Here is a 21943-nt window from a genome sequence, read left to right as displayed (position 1 = left end):
GCGTCACGGTAGGCAGAGGTGCCCCGTTCGTAGTCGACGTTTTGCGTCCGATCTCGCGGTGCCGGTGCCGGTGGCGGTTCTGGTGCCGGACCTCAGTCGTCTGAGGTCGCGCTGCGGCGCACCAGCAGGAGCCCCGCACCGTAGGCCGCCAGGCACAGCAGGCCCATCATGAAGAGGTCCATGAGGTAGTGGCCGCCGCCACCGAGCGCGATCCAGTCCTCCTCGTCGGTGCCGGCGGTGTTGCGGAGCAGGTCCATCGCCGAGGCCGAGGCGGCGTAGCCCCAGCGCGAGGGCGAGAGCCAGGCGATCTGCTCCAGGAGCGGGCGGCCGGCGACCTCGAGCAGGGCGCCGGAGAGGACGAGCTGGAGCATCACGATGCCGACCAGGGCGGGCATCGTCTGCTCGGTGCTGGTGACGACGGCGGAGAGCGCCAGGCCGATCACGACCATGGTGAACGACAGCCCGGCGATCGCCAGGGCGACCCGGAAGGTGCCGAGGGTGCCGTCGGCGCCGGGCAGGCCGACGGTCGCGATGAAGGTGACCACCAGGCCCTGGACGAACGCCGCGAGGCCGAGGACGAGCACCTTGCTGGTGAAGTAGACGCCGGGCGAGAGGCCGACGGCGTACTCGCGCTTGAAGATGGGGCGCTCCCCCACCAGCTCGCGGATGGCGAGCGCCGTCCCCATGAGGCAGGCGGCGACGATGAGGACGGTCAGCCGCTGCTGGGCCTCCTTGATCCCGTCGCCGTTGGCGAAGGCCTCGTCGAGCGAGAGCCCGCCGCCGCCACCGACCAGGCGGCTGAGGCCGCCGAGGATCAGGGGCAGCAGCACGAGCATGCCGAGCAGCAGCCGGTCGGCCAGGACGACGGCCAGGTTGCGCTTGACCAGGGTGGAGAGCTGGCGCGAGACCGACTGCCGCGGCGGGGCCGGTACGGCGCCGGCGTGGGACTGCCGGGCGATGGCCGAGGTGTCGACGGCGTGCTGCGGGACCGGGATCCGCTGCCACAGGTCGGGCTCGTCGAGCAGGTCGAAGACCTCGGGGTAGTTGGTCTTGCCGAAGTGCGCCAGGACGCCGTCGGGCGGGCCGAAGTAGGCGATCCGGCCGCCGGGGGCCAGCACGAGGACGTTGTCGCAGACGTCGAGCGCGAGCACCGAGTGGGTGACCACCATGACCACGCGGCCGTCGTCGGCCAGGCTGCGGAGCTGGCGCATCACCTCGAGGTCGAGACCCGGGTCGAGGCCGGAGGTGGGCTCGTCGAGGAAGAGCAGCGGCGGGGCGGTGAGCAGCTCGGTGGCGATCGAGACCCGCTTGCGCTGGCCGCCGGAGAGCTGGGTGCCGATCCGGTTGTCCATCCGCTGCTGGAGCTGGAGCTGGTTGGCGACGTGGGTGACCCGGGCGTCCCACTCCTGGGCCGTCGTGTCGGGCGGCAGCCGGAGCTGGGCGGCGAAGCGCAGGCCCTGCTTGACCTTGAGCTGCGGGTGCAGGATGTCCTGCTGGGGCACCAGGCCGATCTGGAAGCGCAGCTGGTCGTAGTGCTGGTAGAGGTCGTGGCCCTGCCAGATCACCCGTCCGTGGCTGGCCGGCTTGAGGCCGGTGAGCGCGCCGAGCAGCGTGGACTTGCCGGCGCCCGAGGGGCCGATCACGGCGGTGAGGCTGCGCGGCTCGAGCTTGAACGAGATGTTCTCGATGAGCCGCTTGCCGCCGCCGACGACCTGGGTCAGCCCGTCGGCGTAGAGCGTGAACTCGTGGGCCGTGGCCGAGGCGATGAGCTGGTGGCCGTCCCAGCGGAACGTCTGGTTGCCGAAGATGACCTCGGAGCCGACCTGGAGCGGGACCGCGCCCTGGACCCGCTGGCCGTTGACGAAGGTGCCGTTGAACGAGCCGAGGTCGTGGAGCACCGCGAGCCCGCCCGGAGCGGCCCCCGCCGGGTCGAGCCGGGCGTGGTGCCGGCTGACCAGGGCGTCGTCGAGCACGATGTCGTTGGAGTGCTCGCGGCCGATGGTCAGCGAGCGGCCCGCCTGGAGCTGCTGGGGCAGCACGATCGAGTGACCGTGCGGCAGCTGCCCCGGAGGTACGACGCCGGCCGGGCGCCACGCGTCGACCGGGCCGCCGTTGGCGGGCAGCTGGGGCGGCGGCAGGTTCTTCCAGAACTCACCGCCCGACGGGGTCGCGGCCGCCGGCGGCGGCTGGCTGGCCGGCAGCGGGCGCGAGGCGACCGGCGGGACCGGCTGCTGCGGGGCGTACGGCTGCTGCGGGGCAGAGGGCTGCTGCGGGGCGTAGGGCTGCTGGGCCGCCGCGGCCGGCAGCACGCTCACCACGACGGGCTCGCCGACCGGTCCGCCCAGGTGCAGGCTGACCGGGGCGCCGCCGACCGAGAGCCGGGTGATCCGCTGGCCGGAGACGAAGGTGCCGTTGCTGCTGGCGTCGACCACGACCCAGCCGCCGTCCTCGACCTGGAGGAAGGCGTGGTGGCGCGAGGCGCGGGCATCGGTGACCGGTACGTCGCAGTCGAGCTCGCGCCCGATCACGACCCGCGGGCCGTCGAAGGTCCGGGTCTGTCCGGCCCACTGCACCTGGAGTCGGTCCACGCGTTTGAGTCCTCGGTCGGTTCGGGAGCGGATGACGTCACGAAACCCTAAGGCATCGTGACGCCCCCGCTCCCGTACCCGGAAGAACGCCTGCCGAACCCCGCGGGGTCAGCGCCAGTCGGGACCCGCGGTGTCGTCCACGTCCGCGGCGTCGCGCGGGGCGACCGCGTGGTCCGGGACGTGGTCGTCGGCGCCGGTGCGCGAGGTCTTCCAGAGGCTGGCGACCGCGGTGACGACGAGCGTCACGATGATCACGCCGAGGCTGAACAGCGACGGGATGTCCCACACCGCGACGTGCTCGCCGCCGTTGATGAACGGCAGCTCGTTCTCGTGCAGGGCGTGCAGGACCAGCTTGACGCCGATGAAGGCGAGGATGAACGCCAGGCCGAGCGAGAGGTAGACGAGCTTCTGGAGCAGGCCGCCGAGCAGGAAGTAGAGCTGGCGCAGGCCCATCAGCGCGAACACGTTCGCGGTGAAGACCAGGTAGGGCTCCTGGGTGATGCCGAAGATCGCCGGGATCGAGTCGAGCGCGAACAGGATGTCGGTGACGCCCAGCGCGATGATCACGATGAGCATCGGCGAGACGAAGCGGACGCCGTTCTCGTGGTACCAGAGCTTGAGGCCGTGCCAGGAGTCGCCGACCCGCATCCGGCGCCGGGTGAAGGCGACGATCGCGTTGTCCTCGGGGTGCTCGTCCTCGTGGGCGCCGTAGGACTTCACCAGCTTGACCGCGGTGTAGACCAGGAAGGCGCCGAAGGCGTAGAAGATCCAGCTGAAGTTCTCGATCAGCGCGTAGCCGAGCGCGATGAAGATGCCGCGGAAGACCAGCGCGAGCACGATGCCGACGAGCAGCGCCTCCTGCTGGTACTTGCGGGGCACCTTGAGCGCCGACATCAAGATGATGAAGACGAAGAGGTTGTCGATCGAGAGCGAGTACTCCGTCAGCCAGCCGGTGTAGAACTGGATGCCGTAGTCGTGCCCGTGGTGGACCAGGATGAACACGCCGAACGCCACGGCGGCGCCGACGTAGACGGAGAGCGCGATGGCGCATTCCTTCATCGACGGCTCGTGCGGATCGCGTGCGATCACGAAGACATCGAAGAGGAGGACTCCGACGGTCACCGCGATGGTGATCGTCCATTCCAGGGTGGTCACGTCCATAGAGGTGTCCCTTCAGGGGCGGATGCGTCGACAGATCGCCCGAGGTCTCTTCCGCTGCCGACGCCTGAGGCGCCGTGGTGCAGCCTACGGGACCGGAGCGGGCGACTTCGACCGCTCGTGATGACGAGCCCGCAGCGAAGGAGTACTCCCCCCTGGTGCGCGGAATCCTCGCACGCCCGGCGCACGGGGGTCCAATCAGGACCGCTCGGAGCGGCTGCGGAGCGGCTCAGGGTAGGCCGGTGACCCGGGCCATGGTGGCGAGCTTGGCGCCCGTCTCCCGCACCTCGGAGGCGGGGTCGGAGCCGGCCACGATGCCGGCGCCGGCGAAGAGCCGCAGCCGCGGGCCGTCCATCACGGCGGCCCGGATGGTGACCGCGAACTCGCCGTCGCCGCGACCGTCGACCCAGCCCACGCAGCCCGCGAACCAGTCGCGCAGGTCGCCCTCGAGGTCGGCGATGACGGCGTTGGCCGCCGCCGTCGGTACGCCGCCCACGGCCGGCGTGGGGTGCAGCAGCTGGGCCAGGCGCAGCGCGCTCGGGCCGTCGACACCGTCGGAGAGCCGGGCCCGGATCGGGGTGGCCAGGTGCCAGACGGTGTCGGTGGAGAGGAGCTCGGGGGTGGCCGGGTACTCGATCTCGACGCACACCTCCTTGAGCGCGTGCACGATCGCCTCGACGACGAAGGCGTGCTCGGCCAGGTCCTTGGCCGAGCCGCGCAGGCCCTCGGCCCGGCGGGCGTCCTCGGCCGGGTCGTCCGAGCGCGGTACCGACCCGGCCAGCGGCGTGCACGAGATGGTCAGGCCCTCGCGCCGCACGAGCAGCTCGGGGCTGGCCCCGACCAGGATCGGGCCGTCGTCGGGCGGGGAGTCCTCGGTGCCGGGCACCAGCGGGACGCTGAAGACGTAGCGCCCCGGCCGCGTGGTGAGCAGCCGGTCGATGATCTCGGCCGGCACCAGCGGCGGGGTGCTCACCACGTCGAGGCAGCGCCCCAGGACGACCTTGTGGAGCGCCCCGGTGGCGATCTTGGCCAGCGCGGCCTCGACCATCCCCGCGTAGGCGGCGGGCGTCGGGAACTCGGTCACCTCGTAGGTCCGCCGCACCGACGCGTCGTGCTCGGGCCGCTGCAAGGCGTGCTCCGAGCCTGACACGAGGTGGGCCAGGCCCGGCGCGCCCTCGGCGAACGAGAGCGCGCACAGGGCCCGCTCCCCCGGCTCGAGCGCCGCGACGATGCCGTCGGCCCAGGCCGGGTCGGCACCGTCGGGCGTCTCGACGGTGCGCCGCACCGCACTCGCGACGTAGGCCTCTTCGCCGGAAGCGAAGAGCATCGGCCGCGCCGCGAGTGCAGCGGGGGTGATCGGGTCCCGCGCCATGCCCCCCAGCCTAGGACACCGTCCCGCGACGCCTGCCGACGACCACGGCTCCCGCGCCCGCGAGGAGCAGGGCGAGGCCGAGGAACAGGTGCCAGGGCCGGAACGGCGCACCGGCGTCCGGCAGGCCGCCGTCACCGTTGCCACGCCCGTCGCCCTCGCCACCGACCGCGTCGAAGCGGTTGATGATCCGCACCGTCGCCTCGCCCGGACCGCTGGTCGGGGTGAGGTCGACGCTGAGCGAGGGCTTGTCGGCCTTGGTCCGCTTGCCGGCGACGTTGGCCCGGATGGTGGTCGAGGACGCACCGCCCCGGTCGGTCTCGGTCACCTTGCACGCCGCGCTCGACGGCAGCTCGGCGTACGACGCCTGGTAGCCGTTGCCGCGCGAGAGCACCCGCTCGGCACCACCCGGGACGTCGAACGCGACGCGCTTGCCGTCCACCACCCAGGTGCACGCGAGGCGCACCCGGAACGGGCCCTTGGCACCGGTGGCCGTCGTGTCGCCGACGACCTCCTTGGTGACCTCGAGCGAGGTGAGGTCGAACGTGTTGGTCGCGGTGAGCTCGACGAGGCTGACGCCGCCCGGCTGGTCCGGTGCGGGCACCTCGACGACGCCGTCGGCCGGGTCGAGCGCGGTCGACGTGGCGCCGCCCGTGCCCGACTCCTTCACGGTGCACGAGGTACCCACCGCGAACGGGCCGAGGGTGGACGAGCCGCCGGCCTGCAGCCGGACCTGCTCGTCGTACGGCGTCTGGCCTCGGTAGGTGCAGCGCACGTCGAACGTGAACGTGCCCGTCCCCCAGCGCGCGGCGCCGTCGCCGTCGACCTTCTTCTCGATCCGCACCGTGCCGGCGTCGTAGGCGTTGGTCACCTCGACCGCCGCCGGGTCGAGACCCGGGGTGATCTCGGCGGAGCCGTCACCGTTGTCGACCACGTTGTCGCCGGTGACGACGATCTGGTCGGCGAACCAGCGGTCGGTCTCGGTCAGGGTGCAGGTAGCACCCACCGGGATCCGGTTCGCCGGCGCGGTGAAGGTCTCGTCGGCGCGCAGCGTGAACGACAGGGTGGTGGCACCCGCTCCGTCGAAGGTCACGTCCTTGCCCGAGCCCGCGGCCGTGCAGCGCAGGGTGAACGTGAACGGCCCGAAGGTCGTCCCGGTCGCCTGCGTGTCCACCCGCTTGGTCACCGACAGCCCGGTGAACTGGTAGTCGTTGGTGATCGTCTCGGTCGGGATGTCCGCCGGGTCGGCGACCTCCTCGACCGGGATGGTCACCGGCGTGTTGGACCGCGAGGTCTCACCGAACTCGCCGACCGCACCGTCCTCGGTGAACGTGCACGAGCTGCCGTTGGCGCTGATCGGCACGCCCTCCACGTCCGCCTGCCAGTCCCGGGACCGGCTCAGCCTGATCGTCGCGCCCGGCCCGAGGTCGAGCGGTACGCCGCCCGCCTCGCAGGTCACGTTGACCCGCACCTCGCTCGGGGCGTAGTCCGCCGCGGGACCGGTGAGGTCCTTGCGGATCCGCACCGCACCGGTGCGCAGGTGCACACCGACCCGGTTCGGGGCGATCTTCCGGAAGGTGTTGATGCCGGAGTACTTGAACTTCACGCCGTGCTGGTTCCAGGCGATCAGGTCGTCGGCGGGCACCGAGCGGCGCACGCCGCTCGAGTCGAGGTCGGAGGCCATCACGTTGGTCGTGGAGAACGTGATGTCCACGGCCTGCCCGGCCCGCAGGGAGCCGTCCGCGGTGGTGCGGAAGTCCAGCTTGACCCGCAGGCCCGTGACGCTCGGCCAGTTCGTGCCGGGGCCGGCCACGGACCAGGTCTCGCCGTTCTGCTGGCAGACGGGCTGGGTCTCCAGGTTGCTCCAGGTCCCGGTGCAGGCACCGGGGCTGGTGGTCACCTCGATCACCGTGGTCGTGCCGCTGGGCGCGGTGACCTGCGGTGCACCCACGAGCTGCGGCCGGTACGCCGAGCCGCGGGCGTTGCCCGAGACGAGCTGCAGGTCGCCACGGACCGGCAGCTGGTCGAAGACCGTCATCTCGTCGATGTTGACCGTGCCCGTGTTCATGTTGTGCAGGACCCAGTCGTCGGTGCCGTCGACCTCGCTGTTGGCCACGCAGGGCGAGCGGTAGTACGCGCCACCGGTGACGTTGAGCGACGGGGCGCACACCGTCGACGGGCTGCCCGGGGCGTAGGCGCCCGGCAGCGAGCCGCGCACCCCCTTGATCGTGTAGAGGTTCGGCCCGGTCACCGTGCCGACGAAGTCGGACGTGCCGCAGGTGCGCGGGTCGTTGCCCCAGTCGGGGGTCAGCGGGCCGCCGGCGACCGTGTTGCGGCAGCTGGTCAGCGTCTCCTCGGTCGTCACCGTCATCGTGTTGGTGGCGGTCTGCCCGGTGGTCAGCCCCGGCTGGAGCTCGAGGTGCAGGCGGATCTTGAACTCCTCGCCCGGGCGCATCTGCCGACCGCCGGCCGGCCAGGTGAACCGGAGCACGGAGCCGTTCTGCTCGGGCGTGACGGTGACCTGGGTCGAGAGCGTGCCCCCCGCCGACGTGGTGAACGTCGGCGCCGGAGTGCCCGTGTAGAGCAGCTGCGGCGGCAGCGCGTCGCGCAGGTCGGTCAGCGTCAGGAACCCGGTGCCCGTGTTCTGGATCGTCAGGTCGAACGGGACCGCGTCACCGACCGAGGCGAGGCGGTTGCCCTCGTTGGTCAGCTTGCGGACCGCGATCTCCCGGGTGCCGAGCGACAGGTCGATGTCGGCGGACGCGTCGGTCTTCGGCGCGTCGTTGCCGTCGGGCCGCGTCGACCACGAGGTCTGGGTGTTCTCGACCTCGCCGTCGAACCGGACCGGGTCGCCCGAGTCGCGGTAGGTCTCCCGCAGCCGCATCCCGAGCACCGCACTCGCAGCCCAGTTGGGCGCGGGCACCGTGGCCGAGAACAGCTTGCCGTCGGCCCGGGTGAAGGTGAACCGGATGCCCTGGACGTCGGCGTTCGCGACGCCGGCCGGCAGGGTCGCCGTGGCGGCCGGGGTGCCGAGCACCCACTGCGTGCCGTCGTACAGGTCGACCTGGACGCGGTCCGCACCGGCGGGCATCGTCACCGACGTGACGCCGGTGAACCGGAAGGTGTTCCAGAACTCCGGCGACTTCGCCTGGTCCTCGATCACCACGCGCTGCGGCGAGAGCGTGCTGCGCGGGGACGAGCCCTGGTTCGCGCCGAGCGTCACCGTCACCGGTACGTCGGGCGAGGGCTCGTTGATCCGGCTCGGGCTGATCGACTTGGTCGGCGTGATGTTCACCGTGCCGCCGGTCAGCCGCACGCTCGCGTCGGCGACGTCACCGGTCTTGGTGCCGGTGGCCGCGATCGGGTCGTAGGACTGCGCGAAGACGCGGTTGACGACGTCGACCGTGTCCCCGGCGCGCAGCACCTGGTTCGCCCCGCTGCTGCGCAGCGTCGGCCGGAGCCGGGTGCTCAGCTCGATGCGCAGGTCGTTGTCCTGCGTGATCGTGCCGCCGGAGGTCGCCGGAGCCGTGTCCTGGAAGGTCACGCTGACGCCGACGATCGTGCCCGGGTCGGTGACGCCCGCGTTGACCGCGGCCATCGTCGTCTGCTCCGTCGTGTAGGCGTCGGTCCCCTCGTCGTACCGGAGCAGCCAGACGACCGTGGCCGCCGGGTCGATCTGGCCCGGGCGCGACGCGGAGATCGTGATGCCGGTCAGGTCGAAGCGCTCGAACGGGTTCGGGCGCGCCGGGTCGCTGAGCAGGTTGGCGCTGGTGTCGAACGGGTCGGCGTTGGCACCGGCCGCGTCGGCATCGCTCTGGCAGGCCGGCAGCGTCGTGTCGGTGCACGCGGCCGGGTCCGTCAGCCGCACGTACGACGCCCGGGCGGTCGAGCCGTTGCTCCCGGTGATCGTCCAGGTCGCCGTCGGGTAGTCCGCGGCGTCCGTGCCCACGGGGGGCACGTGCACCGGCGTCGTCGGGGTCGCCGTCTTGGCGACCTCCGCGACCGGCTCCGGGTCGAGGATCTGGATGGTGTCGGCGTCGGTGTCGGTGACGTCCGCGCCACCGGCGGTCGGGGTGCCGGTGATCCGGGTGTCGTTCTCGACCAGGCCGGCGTCCGGGGTGTTGTAGTCCCGGTCCTCGACGACGAAGGCACCGTCGGAGCGGGCCTTGTCGCGCACCTGCCAGTCGAGCGTGAACCGGCGGTCGGTGCTGCCCGCGCCCACGCCGCTGTTGGGGTCGGGCGCGAACGGGTCGAAGGCACCACCGGTCTGCTGGGCCGCCGTACGACGCGCGGTGTCGGCCGGGGTCTCCGCCAGGACGATCCGCACGCCGATGGTCGACGCCCGCTCGGCAGTGCTCAGGTCGTAGCCCTTGAAGCTGCCATCGGCCGCACGCCAGGTGCCCCCGGGAGCCGGGACGACGTCCCAGGTGCCGGTGGTCGCGTTGAAGAGCGCGACCTGGGTGACCGTGTCGTACTGGAGGTACCAGCCGGTCGAGTACGGCGCGCCGCCGGCCTGGACCATCGGGATCCGGACCAGGTCGAAGGCGTCGTACGCGGTCTGCCCGACGGTCGCGACGGACGGCGCCGCGGCACCGTCGGTGATCGTGACCGGGGACAGCCCACGGTCGACGTTCCAGTCGAGGTTCGTCGTGGCCTGGTCGCCGGACTGCGCGTCCACCGCGGCCTCGATCCAGCGCTTGCGGATCTCGACGCCGGTGCCGGGGCCGCCGTCGTCGGTGACCACGGTGCCGGTGCCGGTCGAGCCGCCGTTGTCGTGCAGGTTGTTGCCGCCCGCGGACTCGCCGTCGGCGTTCACCGTGGCGGAGTTGACGTACTGCGTCGGCTGGTCCGGACCGGGCGTGACGGCTCCACCGCCGCGCAGGTCACCGCGCGCCTCGAACTCGATGTTCGGGGTCACCGTGGTGTCGGCCGGGAAGCCGGTGGCGTTGTGGAACGAGAACCGGATGCCCTGGATGTCGTCCGCGGAGAGACCCAGGCCGGCCAGCTTGGCCGCCGTGGCCGCCGCGCCGAGCCGGTACACGCTGGCGCCGGCCTCGGGGCCGTGCACGTCGAGCGTGTGCCAGGCACCGGTGGTGTCCTGGACCTCGATGGTGAGCGTGGTGCCGGCCGGCACCTGGGTCGGCGCGATCGAGGTGAGGTCGAAGGCGTCCCAGAACTCGGCGTTCCCGGTGCCGACGACGTCCTCGACCACGATGTCGTGGACGACGGCGCCGTCACCGTGCGCGACCGCGTTGGCCTGCAGCGAGGAGATCACCGAGTCGCCGGGCGAGACGGCCGACGACGGCCGCACCGTCTTCTGCAGGCTGGTCGTGATCGCGGGGTCGACGATGCGCAGCGTGTCGCTGTCGCTGTCGTCGTCGGTCAGGCCGTTGGCGGCCTCGACGTCCACGTCGACCCTGTTGGTCAGCGTGACGGCGGGGGCACCACCGGTGGCGTCCTCGGTCGTCTCGATCGTGAACGACGCGCCACCGGTCTCGTTGGCCTTGATCGGACCGGTCCAGGTGATCTCGAAACCGGAGATCTTGCCCACGGGCGGAGGCGGCGTCTGCCCCTCGAGGAGCGGCACGTCCAGCGTGCCTCCGCCGAGCAGGTGGTAGGTGAGCGTGCCGCCGGTCGCGGCCGCGGGCCAGCTCAGCGGGCCGGTGAAGCCGCCGAAGGTCACCTCGTCGGTGAAGAAGCCGAGGTCGGCGACGGTGAGCTTCGTGACGGGCACGTCACCGTTGGTGCCGCTGATCGACGCGGCGGCGTCCTGCCCGGCGGTGATCGAGCCGGGGGTGATGTTCTTCTGCGCCTCGACCGTCGGGATGGACGGCTTCACGACGTACGACGCGTTCGCGTCCTCGGTCGCGGTCGGCTGACCCGTCAGCACGGCGCTGCCGGTCGCGGTGTTGTCGACGCGGTGCTCGGCGGTCGACAGGTCGCTGCCGTCGTTGCGGTCCGTGGCGCGCTGCTCGAGACCGAGGTCGGCGGTGACGCGCTGCCCGGGGGCGACGGTCCCCTCGCAGGTGATCCGGATGCCCCCGACGTCGGCGTTCGTCACGCCGGCCGGCAGGGCGAGCGGGTCGGCGGCCGGAGCCGCCGTGCCCTGGACCCACGACCAGGTGCCACCACTCCGGACGTAGGCGTCCACGCGCACGGTGTCGCACCCGGCCGGCACGTTGACGGTGCCGAAGCCGGTGAAGTCGGTGAGGGTGAACGGGTTGCTGGCGTCGAGGCTGCTGGCGCCGTCAGGAGCGTTCTTCGGCTCCTGGATCGTCAGCCGGTCGACGGCGACGTTGCTCTGGTTGCGCACACCGAGGCCGATGGTCGACGCGGTGCCGGGCTCGTAGGCCTGGCTGCCGGGCGTCCAGCTCTTGGTGACGTCGACATCCATCCGCACGGGCGACTCGACCGTGATCGCGGCGTCGCTCTGCTTGGGATCGGCGTTGGAGGCCGTCACCTTGGCGGTGTTGACGATCTCGGGGCTCGTGCCCGGCGGGAAGTCGTCCGGCACCTTCAGCGAGATCGCGATCGTGTACGTCGTACCGGCCTGCAGACCGACGCCCACGGGGTTGTCGGTCGGCTGCTGCAGGTCGACGGTCATCGACGTCCCCGGCTGCACGGTGGCCGGCGGGGTCGCCGTACCGCCCGGCTGCCAGGTGACGACGCGCGGCATCGCGGCCGGGCTGAACGTGACGTTCTGGATCGGGAACCCGACCAGCTCGTCCGGCAGCGCGTCCACGACGCGGGCGTCGAGGCAGTCGTCCTCCGAGCACCGCACCTGGATCAGGTAGGTGAAGGACTCCCCTGGTTGCGGGGTCGCCTTGTCGACGGTCTTGTCGATCTGCAGCGAGTCCGCTGCGGCTCGGGCCGACGGCACTGCCGCCAGCACACTGATGATTGCTACGAGCAGCGTCAAGGCCCCCACGGCCCAGCGACGCGTGCTACCGCCCATTTTCGGGCGTACGTGTCCCATATTTTGTTTGTCCCTTCCCTCTCCGCGTAGCACGGTACGGGGAAAAAGGCACGGAGCACGACCGAACAGCCGAAAAGTTAGCCAGGTCTCGCCAGGATCCCCCGGGATCTCCCCCAGGGCAGGGTCATTCGCCGCCGAAGGGGACGCCGAGCGCCTCGAGCCGGGCGCGGCCGCCGTCCTCGGCGGTCAGCACCCAGACCCCGGCCTCGGTCAGCGCGAAGGTGTGCTCGAAGTGCGCGGCCCAGGTGCCGTCGGCGGTCACCACGGTCCACTCGTCGTCGAGGACGTCGGTGTCGTGGGTGCCGAGGGTGATCATCGGCTCCACCGCCAGCGCGATACCGCGCTTGAGCCGGGGACCTCGCCCCGGCCGGCCCTCGTTGGGCACGTCCGGCTCCATGTGCATCGAGGTGCCGATGCCGTGACCGGTGTAGCCGTCGACGATGCCGTAGGCGCCCGCACCGCGGATGTAGCTCTCGACGGCGTGGGAGATGTCGCTGACCCGGCCCCCGACCCGGGCGGCCGCGAGGCCGCGCCACAGCGACTCCTCGGTGACCCGGACCAGCTCGGCCACCTCGGGCCGCACGGGGCCGACGGCCACGGTGATCGCGGCGTCGCCGTGCCAGCCCTCGACGATCGCCCCGCAGTCGATGGAGATGACGTCGCCCTCGGCGAGCACCTGCTCGCCGGGGACGCCGTGCACGACCTGCTCGTTGACCGAGGCGCAGATGCTCGCCGGGAACGGCGGGACGCCGTACCCGAGGAACGAGGGGACGCCGCCCTGCTCACGGATGCTCTGCTCCGCGAGCGCGTCGAGCTCACCCGTGCTGATCCCCGGGTGCACGGCGTCCCGGAGCCGCTCCAGCGTGCGCCCGACGACCAGCCCCGCGGTCCGCATCGAGCGGACCTGCTCGGGGCTCTTGATCTCGATCCGGTGCTGGTCGAAGAACAAGGGACCGGGTGGGGTCAGCTCTGCGGGATGTCGTCGAGCGCGTCGAAGATCCGCTGCTGGACCTCATCGATCTCGCCCATGCCGTCGACCTCGACGACCAGGCCGTGCTCGGCGTACACCGCGATCAGCGGCTCGGTCTCGGCGGCGTAGACCTCGAGACGACGCCGGATGACGTCCTCGGTGTCGTCGGCACGACCCTCGATCTCGGCCCGCTTGAGGAGCCGGCCCAGGAGCGCCTCCTGGTCGACGGTGAGCACCAGGACCGCGTCGAGGCGGTGCCCGGTCTCGAGGACCATCGTGTCGAGCTCGGTGACCTGGGCCAGCGTGCGCGGGTAGCCGTCGAGCAGGAAGCCCTTCTCGGCGTCCGGCTCCGCGATCCGGCTGCGCACCATGTTGTTGGTGACCTCGTCGGGGACGTACTCCCCCGCGTCCATGTACTTCTTGGCCTCCACGCCCAGCGGAGTGCCCCCGCTGACGTTGGCCCGGAAGATGTCGCCGGTCGAGATCGCCGGGACGTCGAAGTGGTCGGCGACCGCCTTCGCCTGGGTGCCCTTGCCGGCCCCCGGGGGGCCCATGATCAGAAGCCTCAACGCAGGAATCCTTCGTAGTTGCGCTGCTGGAGCTGGCTCTCGATCTGCTTCACCGTGTCGAGGGCGACACCCACCATGATCAGGATGGAGGTTCCACCGAACGGGAAGTTCTGGGACGCATTGATCAGCACGAACGCGATCAGCGGCACGAGCGAGATCAGACCCAGGTAGAGAGCGCCCGGCAGCGTGATGCGGGACAGGACGTAGGACAGGTAGTCCTGGGTCGGCTTGCCCGCCCGGATCCCGGGGATGAAGCCGCCGTACTTCTTCATGTTGTCGGCCACCTCTTGCGGGTTGAAGGTGATCGACACGTAGAAGTAGGTGAAGAAGATGATCAGCAGGAAGTACGCCGCCATGTGGACCGGGTTGCCCTGGTCGACGAGGTACTCGTTGACCCAGCGGATCACCTTGCTCGGGTTCTCGGCGTTCTGGTTGAACTGGACCGCCATCGCCGGCAGGTAGAGCAGCGAGCTGGCGAAGATGACCGGGATGATGCCGGCCTGGTTGACCTTGAGCGGGATGTAGGTCGAGCTGCCGCCGAACATCTTGCGCCCCACCATGCGGCGGGCGTACTGCACCGGGATCCGGCGCTGCGCCTGTTCGATGAAGATGACGGCTGCGACCAGCACCATGCCGATCACGACCACGATGCCGAAGGTCCACCAGCCCTCGGTGATCTTCACCTGCCACAGCGCGGCCGGGAAGGTCGCGACGACCTGGGTGAAGATGAGGATGGACATGCCGTTGCCGACACCGCGCTCGGTGATGAGCTCACCGAGCCACATGATGACGGCCGTACCGGCGGTCATGGTCACGACCATGACCAGGAAGGTCTTGGTGTCGTTGCTGTGCAACAGGTCGCGATCACAACCTTGGAGCAGGTTGCGCGAGCGCGCCAGCGCCACGATGCCGGTGGCCTGGAGGACCGCGAGGCCGAGCGTGAGGTACCGCGTGTACTGCGTGATCTTGGTCTGACCGGCCTGCCCCTCCTTCTTGAGGGCCTCGAGGCGCGGGATCACGACGACGAGCAGCTGCAGGATGATGCTCGCGGTGATGTACGGCATGATGCCGAGCGCGAAGATCGTCAGCTGGAGCAGGGCGCCACCGGAGAAGAGATTCACCAGGCTGTAGAGACTGGCGTTCTCGCCCTTCTGGGCCTCACCGATGCAGAACTCCACGTTGGAGACGTGCACGCCAGGGGCGGGAATCTGCGAACCGGCCCGGAAGATCACGATGATCAACAGGACGAACAGCAGCTTGCGCCGCAAGTCCGGGGTCCGGAAGGCGTTCACGAACGCGCTGAGCACTCGGGTCCTCTTTCTACTCCAGGCTGCCGTCTCGGCAGGCCGTCGATCCGGCGGGGGTGACCACCTGACGATGACGGGCGAGCGGCCGCGGGAAGCCTAACAGGCGGGGTGTTGCATCCGTGCTGCCAGCCGGGGTCGTGGGCACTTGAGGGCATCCGCGTCATCCGGCTGAGACACACGAAGGGCGCGGCCTGGCCGAAGCCAGCCACCGCGCCCCTCGCGAGTGCCTCACAGGACCGTGATGGTCCCGCCGGCGCTCTCGATCTTCTCCTTGGCCGAGGACGAGAACGCGTCAGCGCTCACCGTGACCTTGACCGTCAGGTCTCCCTGGCCGAGCACCTTGACCGGGTGGCCCTTGCGGACCGCGCCCTTGGCGACCAGCGTCTCCGGGGTGACGTCGCCACCCTCGGGGAACAGCGCGCTGATCTTGTCGAGGTTGACGACCTGGAAGGTCACCTTGAACGGGTTCTTGAAGCCCTTGAGCTTCGGGAGCCGCATGTGGAGCGGCATCTGGCCACCCTCGAACGCGACCGGGACCTGGTACCGGGCCTTGGTGCCCTTGGTACCACGACCGGCGGTCTTGCCCTTGGAGCCCTCACCACGACCCACGCGGGTCTTGGCGGTCTTGGCGCCCGGGGCCGGGCGCAGGTGGTGCAGCTTGAGCGTCATCGTCACTCGCCTCCGACAACCTCGACCGTCACCAGGTGACGGACGGTGTGGACCATGCCCCGGATCTCGGGACGGTCCTCCTTGATCACGACATCGCCGATCCGCTTGAGGCCGAGCGTGCGCAGGGTCTCGCGCTGGTTGGCCTTGGTGCCGATCTTCGACTTGGTCTGCTGAACCTTGAGCTGTGCCATCAGGCCGACACCGCCTGGTTCGAGGAGGACTTCGCGGCCGCCGCAGCGGCCTCGCCCTCGGCCTTGGCCTTGAGCAGCGCCGCCGGGGCGACGTGCTCGACCGGCAGACCACGACGCGCGGCCACTGCCTCGGGCTGCTCCAGCATCTGGAGCGCCGCGACGGTCGCGTGCACGATGTTGATCTGGTTCGACGAGCCCAGCGACTTGCTGAGGACGTCGTGGATGCCGGCGCACTCCAGGACGGCGCGCACCGGACCACCGGCGATGACACCGGTACCGGGGGCGGCCGGGCGCAGGAACACCACGCCGGCGGCCTTCTCACCCTGGACCGGGTGCGGGATCGTGCCCTGGACGCGGGGGACGCGGAAGAAGTTCTTCTTCGCCTCCTCGACGCCCTTGGCGATCGCCGCGGGAACTTCCTTGGCCTTGCCGTAGCCGACGCCCACCAGACCGTCGCCGTCACCCACGATCACGAGGGCGGTGAAGCTGAAGCGACGTCCACCCTTCACGACCTTGGCGACACGGTTGATGGCAACGACCCGCTCGACGTACTGGTTCTTGTCGGCGCCGCCGCGGCGATCGTCACGGCCACCACGGCCGCCACGGTCGCCACCCGAACGCTGTCCGCGCTGGGCTCCGCTCATGATCTCTCCTCAGTCCTGTTCGCGGTCAGAAGGTCAGGCCGCCCTCGCGGGCGCCATCTGCCAGGGCCGCGATGCGACCGTGATACTTGTTGCCGGCGCGGTCGAAGACAACCGACTCCACGCCCTGCTCCTTGGCACGGGCGGCGACGAGCTCGCCGACCTTCTTGGCCTTGGCGGTCTTGTCGCCGTCGAGGGCGCGCAGGTCGCCTTCGAGGGTCGAGGCCGACACCAGGGTCTTGCCGACCAGGTCGTCGACGACCTGGGCGGTGATGTGCTTGCTCGACCGGGTGATGACCAGGCGCGGACGCTCGGCCGTCCCGGAGATCTTCTTGCGACCGCGGATCTGGCGACGCAGGCGCGACGACGCGCGAGCGGACAGCTTCCGCTGGTACTTCAGGGTGATCGCCATGTCACTTACCAGCCTTTCCGACCTTGCGACGGACGTGCTCGCCGGCGTACCGGACGCCCTTGCCCTTGTACGGCTCGGGCTTGCGGAGCTTGCGGATGTTGGCGGCGACCTCGCCGACCAGCTGCTTGTCGATACCGACGACGCCGAGCTTGGTCGGACCCTCCACCGCGAAGGTGATGCCCTCAGGGGCGTCGAAGATGATCGGGTGCGAGTAGCCGAGCTGGAACTCCAGCTGGGTCGGGCCCTTGGACAGGACGCGGTAACCCACGCCCACGATCTCGAGCTTCTTCTCGTAGCCCTCGGTCACGCCCACGACCATGTTGTTGATCAGGGTGCGGGACAGGCCGTGGAGGGCCTTGGACTGACGCTCGTCGTCGGGACGCTTGACGTCCAGGACGCCCTCGCCCTTCTCGACGGTGATCGGAGCGGCGACGGTGTGGCTCAGGGTGCCCTTGGGGCCCTTGACCGTGACGTCGGCGCCGTTGATCTGGATGTCTACCCCAGCCGGGACCGGGACGGGGAGCTTGCCGATGCGCGACATGTTCTTCTCTCTCCTTCCCTTGTCACCAGACGTAGGCGAGGACTTCCCCACCCACGCCCTTCTGGTTGGCCTGACGGTCGGTCAGCAGGCCCTGGCTCGTCGAGATGATCGCGACGCCGAGGCCACCGAGGACCTTGGGCAGGCCGGTGTGCTTGGCGTACACCCGCAGACCGGGCTTGCTGATGCGGCGGACGCCGGCGATCGAGCGCTCGCGGTTGCGGCCGTACTTGAGCGTGATCGTCAGCAGCTGGCCGACGCCGTTCTCGTTGTCGGCCACCGCGAAGGAGGTGATGTACCCCTCCTGCTTGAGGATCTCCGCGACGCCTTCCTTGAGCTTGCTGTACGGCATGGTCACCGCGTCGTGGTACGCCTGGTTGGCGTTGCGCAGACGCGTGAGCATGTCTGCGATCGGGTCAGTCATCGTCATGATGTGTGTTCTTTCTCGAAGTGGTTTCGCGCCGCGCGTCGGCGGTGCGACCTTCTACGTGTTGGGGTTACCAGCTCGACTTGGTGACGCCGGGCAGCTCACCACGGTGAGCCATCTCCCGCAGACAGATCCGGCACAGGCCGAACTTGCGGTAGACGGCCTTGGGGCGGCCGCAGCGCTGGCAGCGGGTGTAACCGCGCACCGCGAACTTGGGCTTGCGGGCGGCCTTGACCTTGAGCGCAGTCTTCGCCATGTCAGTTCTCCTTGAACGGGAAGCCGAGCTGCTTCAGCAGCGCGCGCCCCTGCTCGTCGTTGGTCGCCGTGGTGACGATGGTGATGTCCATGCCCCGCTGGCGGTCGACCTTGTCCTGGTCGATCTCGTGGAACATGACCTGCTCGGTCAGACCGAAGGTGTAGTTGCCACGGCCGTCGAACTGCTTGGGCGAGAGGCCCCGGAAGTCGCGGATACGGGGCAGCGCCAGGGACAGCAGGCGGTCCAGGAACTCCCACATGCGGTCGCCGCGCAGCGTGACGTGCGTGCCGATCGGCATGCCCTCACGGAGCTTGAACTGGGCGATCGACTTGCGGGCCTTGGTCACGGCCGGCTTCTGGCCGGTGATCGCGGTGAGGTCGCGGATGGCGCCCTCGATCAGCTTCGAGTCGCGGGCAGCCTCGCCGACACCCATGTTGACCACGATCTTGGTCAGACCGGGGACCTGCATGACGTTGGCGATCTCGAACTCGGACCGCAGCGCCGGGAGGATCTCCTCGCGGTACTTGGTCTTGAGCCGAGGGGTGACCTTCTCGATGGTGGTCTCGCTCATCTCAGATCTCCTTCCCGGTCTTGCGGGAGATACGGACGCTGCGCGTCGACGGGTACTCCGAGCCGTCGGGGCGGCGCTTGGTGACGTCGACCCGCTTGTAGCCGATCTTGGTCACGCCGTCGCCCTCGACCAGCATCACGTTGGACACGTGGATGGGGGCCTCGGTGGTGATGATGCCGCCGGTGTTGCCGGCGCGCCCACCCTGGTCGACGACCTTGGTGTGCTTCTTGATCCGGTTGACGCCCTCGACGATCACCCGCTCCTCCTCACGGAGAACCTTGATGATCTTGCCCTCGGCGCCCTTGTCCTTGCCGGCGATGACCTTGACGGTGTCGCCCTTCTTGACGCGCAGGTTGGGCTTCTTGCGCACCTGCTCGGACTTCTTGCGGGTAGCCATCACAGCACCTCCGGCGCGAGCGAGATGATCTTCATGAACTTCTTCTCGCGCAGCTCACGGCCCACGGGGCCGAAGATGCGCGTGCCACGGGGCTCACCGTCGTTCTTGAGGATCACCGCCGCGTTCTCGTCGAAGCGGATGTACGAGCCATCGGGCCGGCGGCGCTCCTTGACGGTGCGCACGACGACCGCCTTGACGACGTCGCCCTTCTTGACGTTGCCGCCGGGGATGGCGTCCTTGACGGTGGCGACGATGACGTCGCCGATGCCGGCGTAGCGACGACCGGAGCCGCCGAGCACCCGGATGCAAAGGATCTCCTTGGCACCGGTGTTGTCGGCGACCTTGAGTCGCGACTCCTGCTGAATCATCGATTTCTCCTGGTTGTCGTGCCGGTTCTCAGGCCCTCAACTGGGGTCTGAGCCTGGCCGAACGGATTTACTTCGCGCGCTCGAGGATCTCCACCACGCGCCAGCGCTTGGTGGCCGAGAGCGGGCGGGTCTCCATGATGAGGACGCGGTCGCCGACGCCGCAGTCGTTCTGCTCGTCGTGAGCCTTGAGCCGCGTGTTGCGGCGCAGGACCTTGCCGTACAGAGCGTGCTTGACGCGGTCCTCGACGGACACGACCACGGTCTTGTCCATCTTGTCGCTGACTACGAGGCCCTCGCGGGTCTTGCGGGCGTTGCGCTGAGTCGTCTCGGCGGACTCGCTCATCAGTTCTCCTCCTCGGTACCCGGGGCGGTCCGGATGCCGAGCTCGCGCTCGCGCACCACGGTGTAGATCCGGGCGATGTCCTTCTTGACCGTGCGGAGCCGACCGTGGCTCTCCAGCTGGCCGGTGGCCGCCTGGAAGCGCAGGTTGAACAGCTCCTCCTTGGCCTCGCGCAGCTTGGCCTCGAGGTCGGTGTCGTTGAGCTCGTCCAGCTCGTGGGCGTGGATCAGGTTCGCCATCAGAACTCACCAGCCTCTCGCGTGATGAAACGGCACTTCATGGGGAGCTTGTGGATGGCCCGGCGCATCGCCTCACGGGCGACGTCCTCGGGAACACCGGACAGCTCGAACATGACGCGGCCGGGCTTGACGTTGGCGACCCACCACTCCGGGGAACCCTTACCGGAACCCATGCGGGTCTCGGCAGGCTTCTTGGTGAGGGGACGGTCCGGGTAGATGTTGATCCAGACCTTGCCGCCACGCTTGATGTGGCGGGTCATGGCGATACGGGCCGACTCGATCTGGCGGTTGGTCACGTAGTGACCCTCGACCGCCTGGATACCGAAGTCACCGAACGCCAGCGACGTACCGCCCTTGGCCGCACCCCGACGCTTCGGGTGGTGCTGCTTGCGGTGCTTGACGCGACGCGGCATCAACATGGGTCAGGACTCCGTTCCGGTGGTCGGCTCGACCGCGGCAGCCTCGGGAGCAGCGGCCTCGGCCGGCGCGTCCGCGTTGCGGTCGGAGCGGTTCGGGCGGTCGCCGCGCGACCCACGGGTCGGACGGTCGCCACCACGGCTGGGGCGGCCACCGCGGCCGGGGACACCGGCGCGGGCAGCGGCCTGGGCCTGACGCTCGGCACGGGTGCCGGCGACCTCGCCCTTGTAGATCCAGACCTTCACGCCGATGCGGCCGAAGGTCGTGCGGGCCTCGTAGAAGCCGTAGTCGATGTCGGCACGCAGCGTGTGCAGCGGGACGCGACCCTCGCGGTAGAACTCGGTGCGCGACATCTCGGCGCCGTTGAGGCGGCCGGAGCACTGGATCCGGATGCCCTTGGCACCGGAACGCATCGAGGTCTGCATGGCCTTGCGCATCGCGCGGCGGAACTGCACGCGGCCCGAGAGCTGCTCGGCGACGCCCTGGGCGACCAGCTGCGCGTCGATCTCGGGGTTCTTGACCTCGAGGATGTTGAGCTGGACCTGCTTGCCGGTCAGCTTCTCGAGCTCGCCACGGATGCGGTCGGCCTCGGCGCCACGGCGACCGATGACGATGCCCGGACGCGCGGTGTGGATGTCGACGCGGACCCGGTCGCGGGTGCGCTCGATCTCGACCTTGGCGATGCCGGCCCGCTCCATGCCCTTGCTGAGCAGCTTGCGGATGGCGACGTCCTCGCCGACGTAGGCCTTGTACAGCTTGTCGGCGTACCAACGCGACTTGTGGTCGGTGGAGATGCCGAGGCGGAAGCCGTTCGGGTTGATCTTCTGACCCATTACTTCTTGCCCTTCTTCGCGACGACCTCAGCCGGCTGGACCGCGATGGTGATGTGGCTCGTGCGCTTGTTGATCCGGGTGGCCCGGCCCTGCGCACGGGGACGCCAACGCTTCATCGTCGGACCCTCGTCGACGCGGGCGACCGAGACGACCAGGTCGCCGGCGGGCAGACCCTCGGTCGTCGTGGCGTTCGCGACGGCGCTCTGGAGCACCTTGGCGACGGTCTCGGAGGCCGACTGCGGCGCGAACTGCAGCAGCGTCAGGGCCTCGTCGGCGGGCAGGCCGCGAACCAGGTCGATGACGCGGCGCGCCTTCATCGGGGTGATCCGCACGAAGCGGGCGGTCGCGAAGGCGCCGGGCTCGTCGCCCAGGATCGACTCGCGCCGCGCGCTGACGCGGTTGCGCTCAGTGGTGCTCATCGACGGCGTCCCTTCCGGTCTTCCTTGACGTGACCGCGGTAGGTGCGGGTCGGCGCGAACTCACCGAGCTTGTGGCCGACCATGGAGTCGGAGATGAAGACCGGCACGTGCTTGCGCCCGTCGTGGACCGCGATCGTGTGGCCGATCATCGAGGGGATGATCATGGACCGGCGCGACCAGGTCTTGATGACGTTGTGGCTGCCCTTCTCGTTCTCCGCGTCCACCTTCTTGAGCAGGTGGCCGTCGACGAAGGGGCCCTTCTTGAGGCTGCGAGGCATCTCTCAGTTC

23 protein-coding genes are annotated in these 21943 nt (G+C 70.0%); all 23 read right to left on the bottom strand.

The window, feature by feature from the left end; genetic code table 11:
- Positions 1-92: 92 nt before the first annotated feature.
- Positions 93-2588 carry an FHA domain-containing protein gene (locus CCO04_RS29800; RefSeq protein WP_215814582.1) on the bottom strand — a complete coding sequence of 832 codons (2496 nt, stop codon included), beginning with the start codon at positions 2586-2588 and terminating at the stop codon, positions 93-95.
- Positions 2589-2696: 108 nt separating this feature from the next.
- Entirely contained in the window at positions 2697-3749 is a 1053-nt protein-coding gene (locus CCO04_RS13145) for a TerC family protein (RefSeq protein ID WP_215814581.1), read from the bottom strand.
- A 226-nt stretch (positions 3750-3975) separates the two neighbouring features.
- Positions 3976-5118 carry an isochorismate synthase MenF gene (locus CCO04_RS13140; protein WP_215814580.1) on the bottom strand — a complete coding sequence of 381 codons (1143 nt, stop codon included), beginning with the start codon at positions 5116-5118 and terminating at the stop codon, positions 3976-3978.
- A gap of 10 nt (positions 5119-5128) precedes the next feature.
- The gene (locus CCO04_RS13135) at positions 5129-11995 is read right to left on the bottom strand and encodes a DUF5979 domain-containing protein (protein WP_215814579.1); all 6867 of its coding nucleotides are present in this window, start codon (positions 11993-11995) and stop codon (positions 5129-5131) included.
- A 220-nt stretch (positions 11996-12215) separates the two neighbouring features.
- Positions 12216-13040 carry a type I methionyl aminopeptidase gene (gene map / locus CCO04_RS13130; protein WP_256448506.1) on the bottom strand — a complete coding sequence of 275 codons (825 nt, stop codon included), beginning with the start codon at positions 13038-13040 and terminating at the stop codon, positions 12216-12218.
- A gap of 14 nt (positions 13041-13054) precedes the next feature.
- Positions 13055-13630 (bottom strand): adenylate kinase, encoded by a 576-nt coding sequence (locus CCO04_RS13125; RefSeq protein WP_215814578.1) that lies wholly within the window; start codon positions 13628-13630, stop codon positions 13055-13057.
- Positions 13627-14937 carry a preprotein translocase subunit SecY gene (gene secY, locus CCO04_RS13120; RefSeq protein WP_215814577.1) on the bottom strand — a complete coding sequence of 437 codons (1311 nt, stop codon included), beginning with the start codon at positions 14935-14937 and terminating at the stop codon, positions 13627-13629. Before secY ends, CCO04_RS13125 begins: the two co-directional genes overlap by 4 nt.
- A gap of 228 nt (positions 14938-15165) precedes the next feature.
- Positions 15166-15606 (bottom strand): 50S ribosomal protein L15, encoded by a 441-nt coding sequence (rplO, locus tag CCO04_RS13115; protein ID WP_215814576.1) that lies wholly within the window; start codon positions 15604-15606, stop codon positions 15166-15168.
- A 2-nt stretch (positions 15607-15608) separates the two neighbouring features.
- A complete protein-coding gene (rpmD, locus tag CCO04_RS13110; RefSeq protein ID WP_056894483.1) occupies positions 15609-15797 on the bottom strand; it encodes a 50S ribosomal protein L30 in 189 nt (62 codons plus the stop codon).
- Complete coding sequence (gene rpsE / locus CCO04_RS13105) at positions 15797-16441, bottom strand: 30S ribosomal protein S5 (protein WP_215814575.1); 645 nt, start codon at positions 16439-16441, stop codon at positions 15797-15799. The genes rpmD and rpsE overlap by 1 nt, the downstream gene beginning before the upstream one ends.
- A 25-nt stretch (positions 16442-16466) precedes the next feature.
- Positions 16467-16850 carry a 50S ribosomal protein L18 gene (gene rplR / locus CCO04_RS13100; protein WP_215814574.1) on the bottom strand — a complete coding sequence of 128 codons (384 nt, stop codon included), beginning with the start codon at positions 16848-16850 and terminating at the stop codon, positions 16467-16469.
- Between the two features lies 1 nt (position 16851).
- Entirely contained in the window at positions 16852-17391 is a 540-nt protein-coding gene (rplF, locus tag CCO04_RS13095) for a 50S ribosomal protein L6 (RefSeq protein ID WP_215814573.1), read from the bottom strand.
- A 22-nt stretch (positions 17392-17413) separates the two neighbouring features.
- Complete coding sequence (gene rpsH, locus CCO04_RS13090; RefSeq protein WP_215814572.1) at positions 17414-17818, bottom strand: 30S ribosomal protein S8; 405 nt, start codon at positions 17816-17818, stop codon at positions 17414-17416.
- A 67-nt stretch (positions 17819-17885) separates the two neighbouring features.
- Positions 17886-18071: a type Z 30S ribosomal protein S14 gene (locus CCO04_RS13085; protein ID WP_011757321.1), complete on the bottom strand. Its 186-nt coding sequence runs from the start codon at positions 18069-18071 to the stop codon at positions 17886-17888.
- 1 nt (position 18072) lies between these two features.
- Positions 18073-18642, bottom strand: coding sequence for a 50S ribosomal protein L5 (gene rplE / locus CCO04_RS13080; RefSeq protein ID WP_215814571.1), 570 nt, complete (start codon positions 18640-18642; stop codon positions 18073-18075).
- Between the two features lies 1 nt (position 18643).
- On the bottom strand, positions 18644-19039 hold the full coding sequence (gene rplX / locus CCO04_RS13075; protein ID WP_215814570.1) for a 50S ribosomal protein L24: 396 nt from the start codon (positions 19037-19039) through the stop codon (positions 18644-18646).
- Positions 19039-19407, bottom strand: a complete 369-nt coding sequence (gene rplN / locus CCO04_RS13070; RefSeq protein WP_011757324.1) for a 50S ribosomal protein L14 — start codon at positions 19405-19407, stop codon at positions 19039-19041. The genes rplX and rplN overlap by 1 nt, the downstream gene beginning before the upstream one ends.
- 67 nt (positions 19408-19474) lie before the next feature.
- A complete protein-coding gene (gene rpsQ / locus CCO04_RS13065; protein ID WP_038681122.1) occupies positions 19475-19750 on the bottom strand; it encodes a 30S ribosomal protein S17 in 276 nt (91 codons plus the stop codon).
- The gene (gene rpmC, locus CCO04_RS13060; protein ID WP_038681124.1) at positions 19750-19986 is read right to left on the bottom strand and encodes a 50S ribosomal protein L29; all 237 of its coding nucleotides are present in this window, start codon (positions 19984-19986) and stop codon (positions 19750-19752) included. The genes rpsQ and rpmC overlap by 1 nt, the downstream gene beginning before the upstream one ends.
- Positions 19986-20405, bottom strand: coding sequence for a 50S ribosomal protein L16 (rplP, locus tag CCO04_RS13055; protein ID WP_038681126.1), 420 nt, complete (start codon positions 20403-20405; stop codon positions 19986-19988). The genes rpmC and rplP overlap by 1 nt, the downstream gene beginning before the upstream one ends.
- Before the next feature lie 3 nt (positions 20406-20408).
- Entirely contained in the window at positions 20409-21236 is an 828-nt protein-coding gene (gene rpsC, locus CCO04_RS13050; protein WP_215814569.1) for a 30S ribosomal protein S3, read from the bottom strand.
- Entirely contained in the window at positions 21236-21655 is a 420-nt protein-coding gene (rplV, locus tag CCO04_RS13045) for a 50S ribosomal protein L22 (RefSeq protein ID WP_215814568.1), read from the bottom strand. The genes rpsC and rplV overlap by 1 nt, the downstream gene beginning before the upstream one ends.
- Positions 21652-21933 carry a 30S ribosomal protein S19 gene (gene rpsS / locus CCO04_RS13040; RefSeq protein ID WP_215814567.1) on the bottom strand — a complete coding sequence of 94 codons (282 nt, stop codon included), beginning with the start codon at positions 21931-21933 and terminating at the stop codon, positions 21652-21654. The genes rplV and rpsS overlap by 4 nt, the downstream gene beginning before the upstream one ends.
- Between the last annotated feature and the right edge of the window lie 10 nt (positions 21934-21943).

This window comes from Pimelobacter sp. 30-1 (assembly GCF_018831735.1).
GTDB lineage: Bacteria > Actinomycetota > Actinomycetes > Propionibacteriales > Nocardioidaceae > Nocardioides.
This window is presented reverse-complemented; position numbering and strand designations above follow the sequence as displayed.

Excerpts from the sequence above, each read along its gene's own strand:
- rplN (WP_011757324.1), bottom strand. The coding sequence starts at position 19,407 with ATGATTCAGCAGGAGTCGCGACTCAAGGTCGCCGACAACACCGGTGCC.
- rplF (WP_215814573.1), bottom strand. The coding sequence starts at position 17,391 with ATGTCGCGCATCGGCAAGCTCCCCGTCCCGGTCCCGGCTGGGGTAGAC.
- rplR (WP_215814574.1), bottom strand. The coding sequence starts at position 16,850 with ATGGCGATCACCCTGAAGTACCAGCGGAAGCTGTCCGCTCGCGCGTCG.
- rpmC (WP_038681124.1), bottom strand. The coding sequence starts at position 19,986 with ATGGCGAACCTGATCCACGCCCACGAGCTGGACGAGCTCAACGACACC.
- rpmD (WP_056894483.1), bottom strand. The coding sequence starts at position 15,797 with ATGGCACAGCTCAAGGTTCAGCAGACCAAGTCGAAGATCGGCACCAAG.
- rplP (WP_038681126.1), bottom strand. The coding sequence starts at position 20,405 with ATGTTGATGCCGCGTCGCGTCAAGCACCGCAAGCAGCACCACCCGAAG.
- rplV (WP_215814568.1), bottom strand. The coding sequence starts at position 21,655 with ATGAGCACCACTGAGCGCAACCGCGTCAGCGCGCGGCGCGAGTCGATC.
- rpsH (WP_215814572.1), bottom strand. The coding sequence starts at position 17,818 with ATGACGATGACTGACCCGATCGCAGACATGCTCACGCGTCTGCGCAAC.
- rplX (WP_215814570.1), bottom strand. The coding sequence starts at position 19,039 with ATGGCTACCCGCAAGAAGTCCGAGCAGGTGCGCAAGAAGCCCAACCTG.
- rpsC (WP_215814569.1), bottom strand. The coding sequence starts at position 21,236 with ATGGGTCAGAAGATCAACCCGAACGGCTTCCGCCTCGGCATCTCCACC.
- rpsE (WP_215814575.1), bottom strand. The coding sequence starts at position 16,441 with ATGAGCGGAGCCCAGCGCGGACAGCGTTCGGGTGGCGACCGTGGCGGC.
- rplO (WP_215814576.1), bottom strand. The coding sequence starts at position 15,606 with ATGACGCTCAAGCTGCACCACCTGCGCCCGGCCCCGGGCGCCAAGACC.
- rplE (WP_215814571.1), bottom strand. The coding sequence starts at position 18,642 with ATGAGCGAGACCACCATCGAGAAGGTCACCCCTCGGCTCAAGACCAAG.
- rpsQ (WP_038681122.1), bottom strand. The coding sequence starts at position 19,750 with ATGAGCGAGTCCGCCGAGACGACTCAGCGCAACGCCCGCAAGACCCGC.
- CCO04_RS13085 (WP_011757321.1), bottom strand. The coding sequence starts at position 18,071 with ATGGCGAAGACTGCGCTCAAGGTCAAGGCCGCCCGCAAGCCCAAGTTC.
- CCO04_RS13140 (WP_215814580.1), bottom strand. The coding sequence starts at position 5,118 with ATGGCGCGGGACCCGATCACCCCCGCTGCACTCGCGGCGCGGCCGATG.
- rpsS (WP_215814567.1), bottom strand. The coding sequence starts at position 21,933 with ATGCCTCGCAGCCTCAAGAAGGGCCCCTTCGTCGACGGCCACCTGCTC.
- CCO04_RS13145 (WP_215814581.1), bottom strand. The coding sequence starts at position 3,749 with ATGGACGTGACCACCCTGGAATGGACGATCACCATCGCGGTGACCGTC.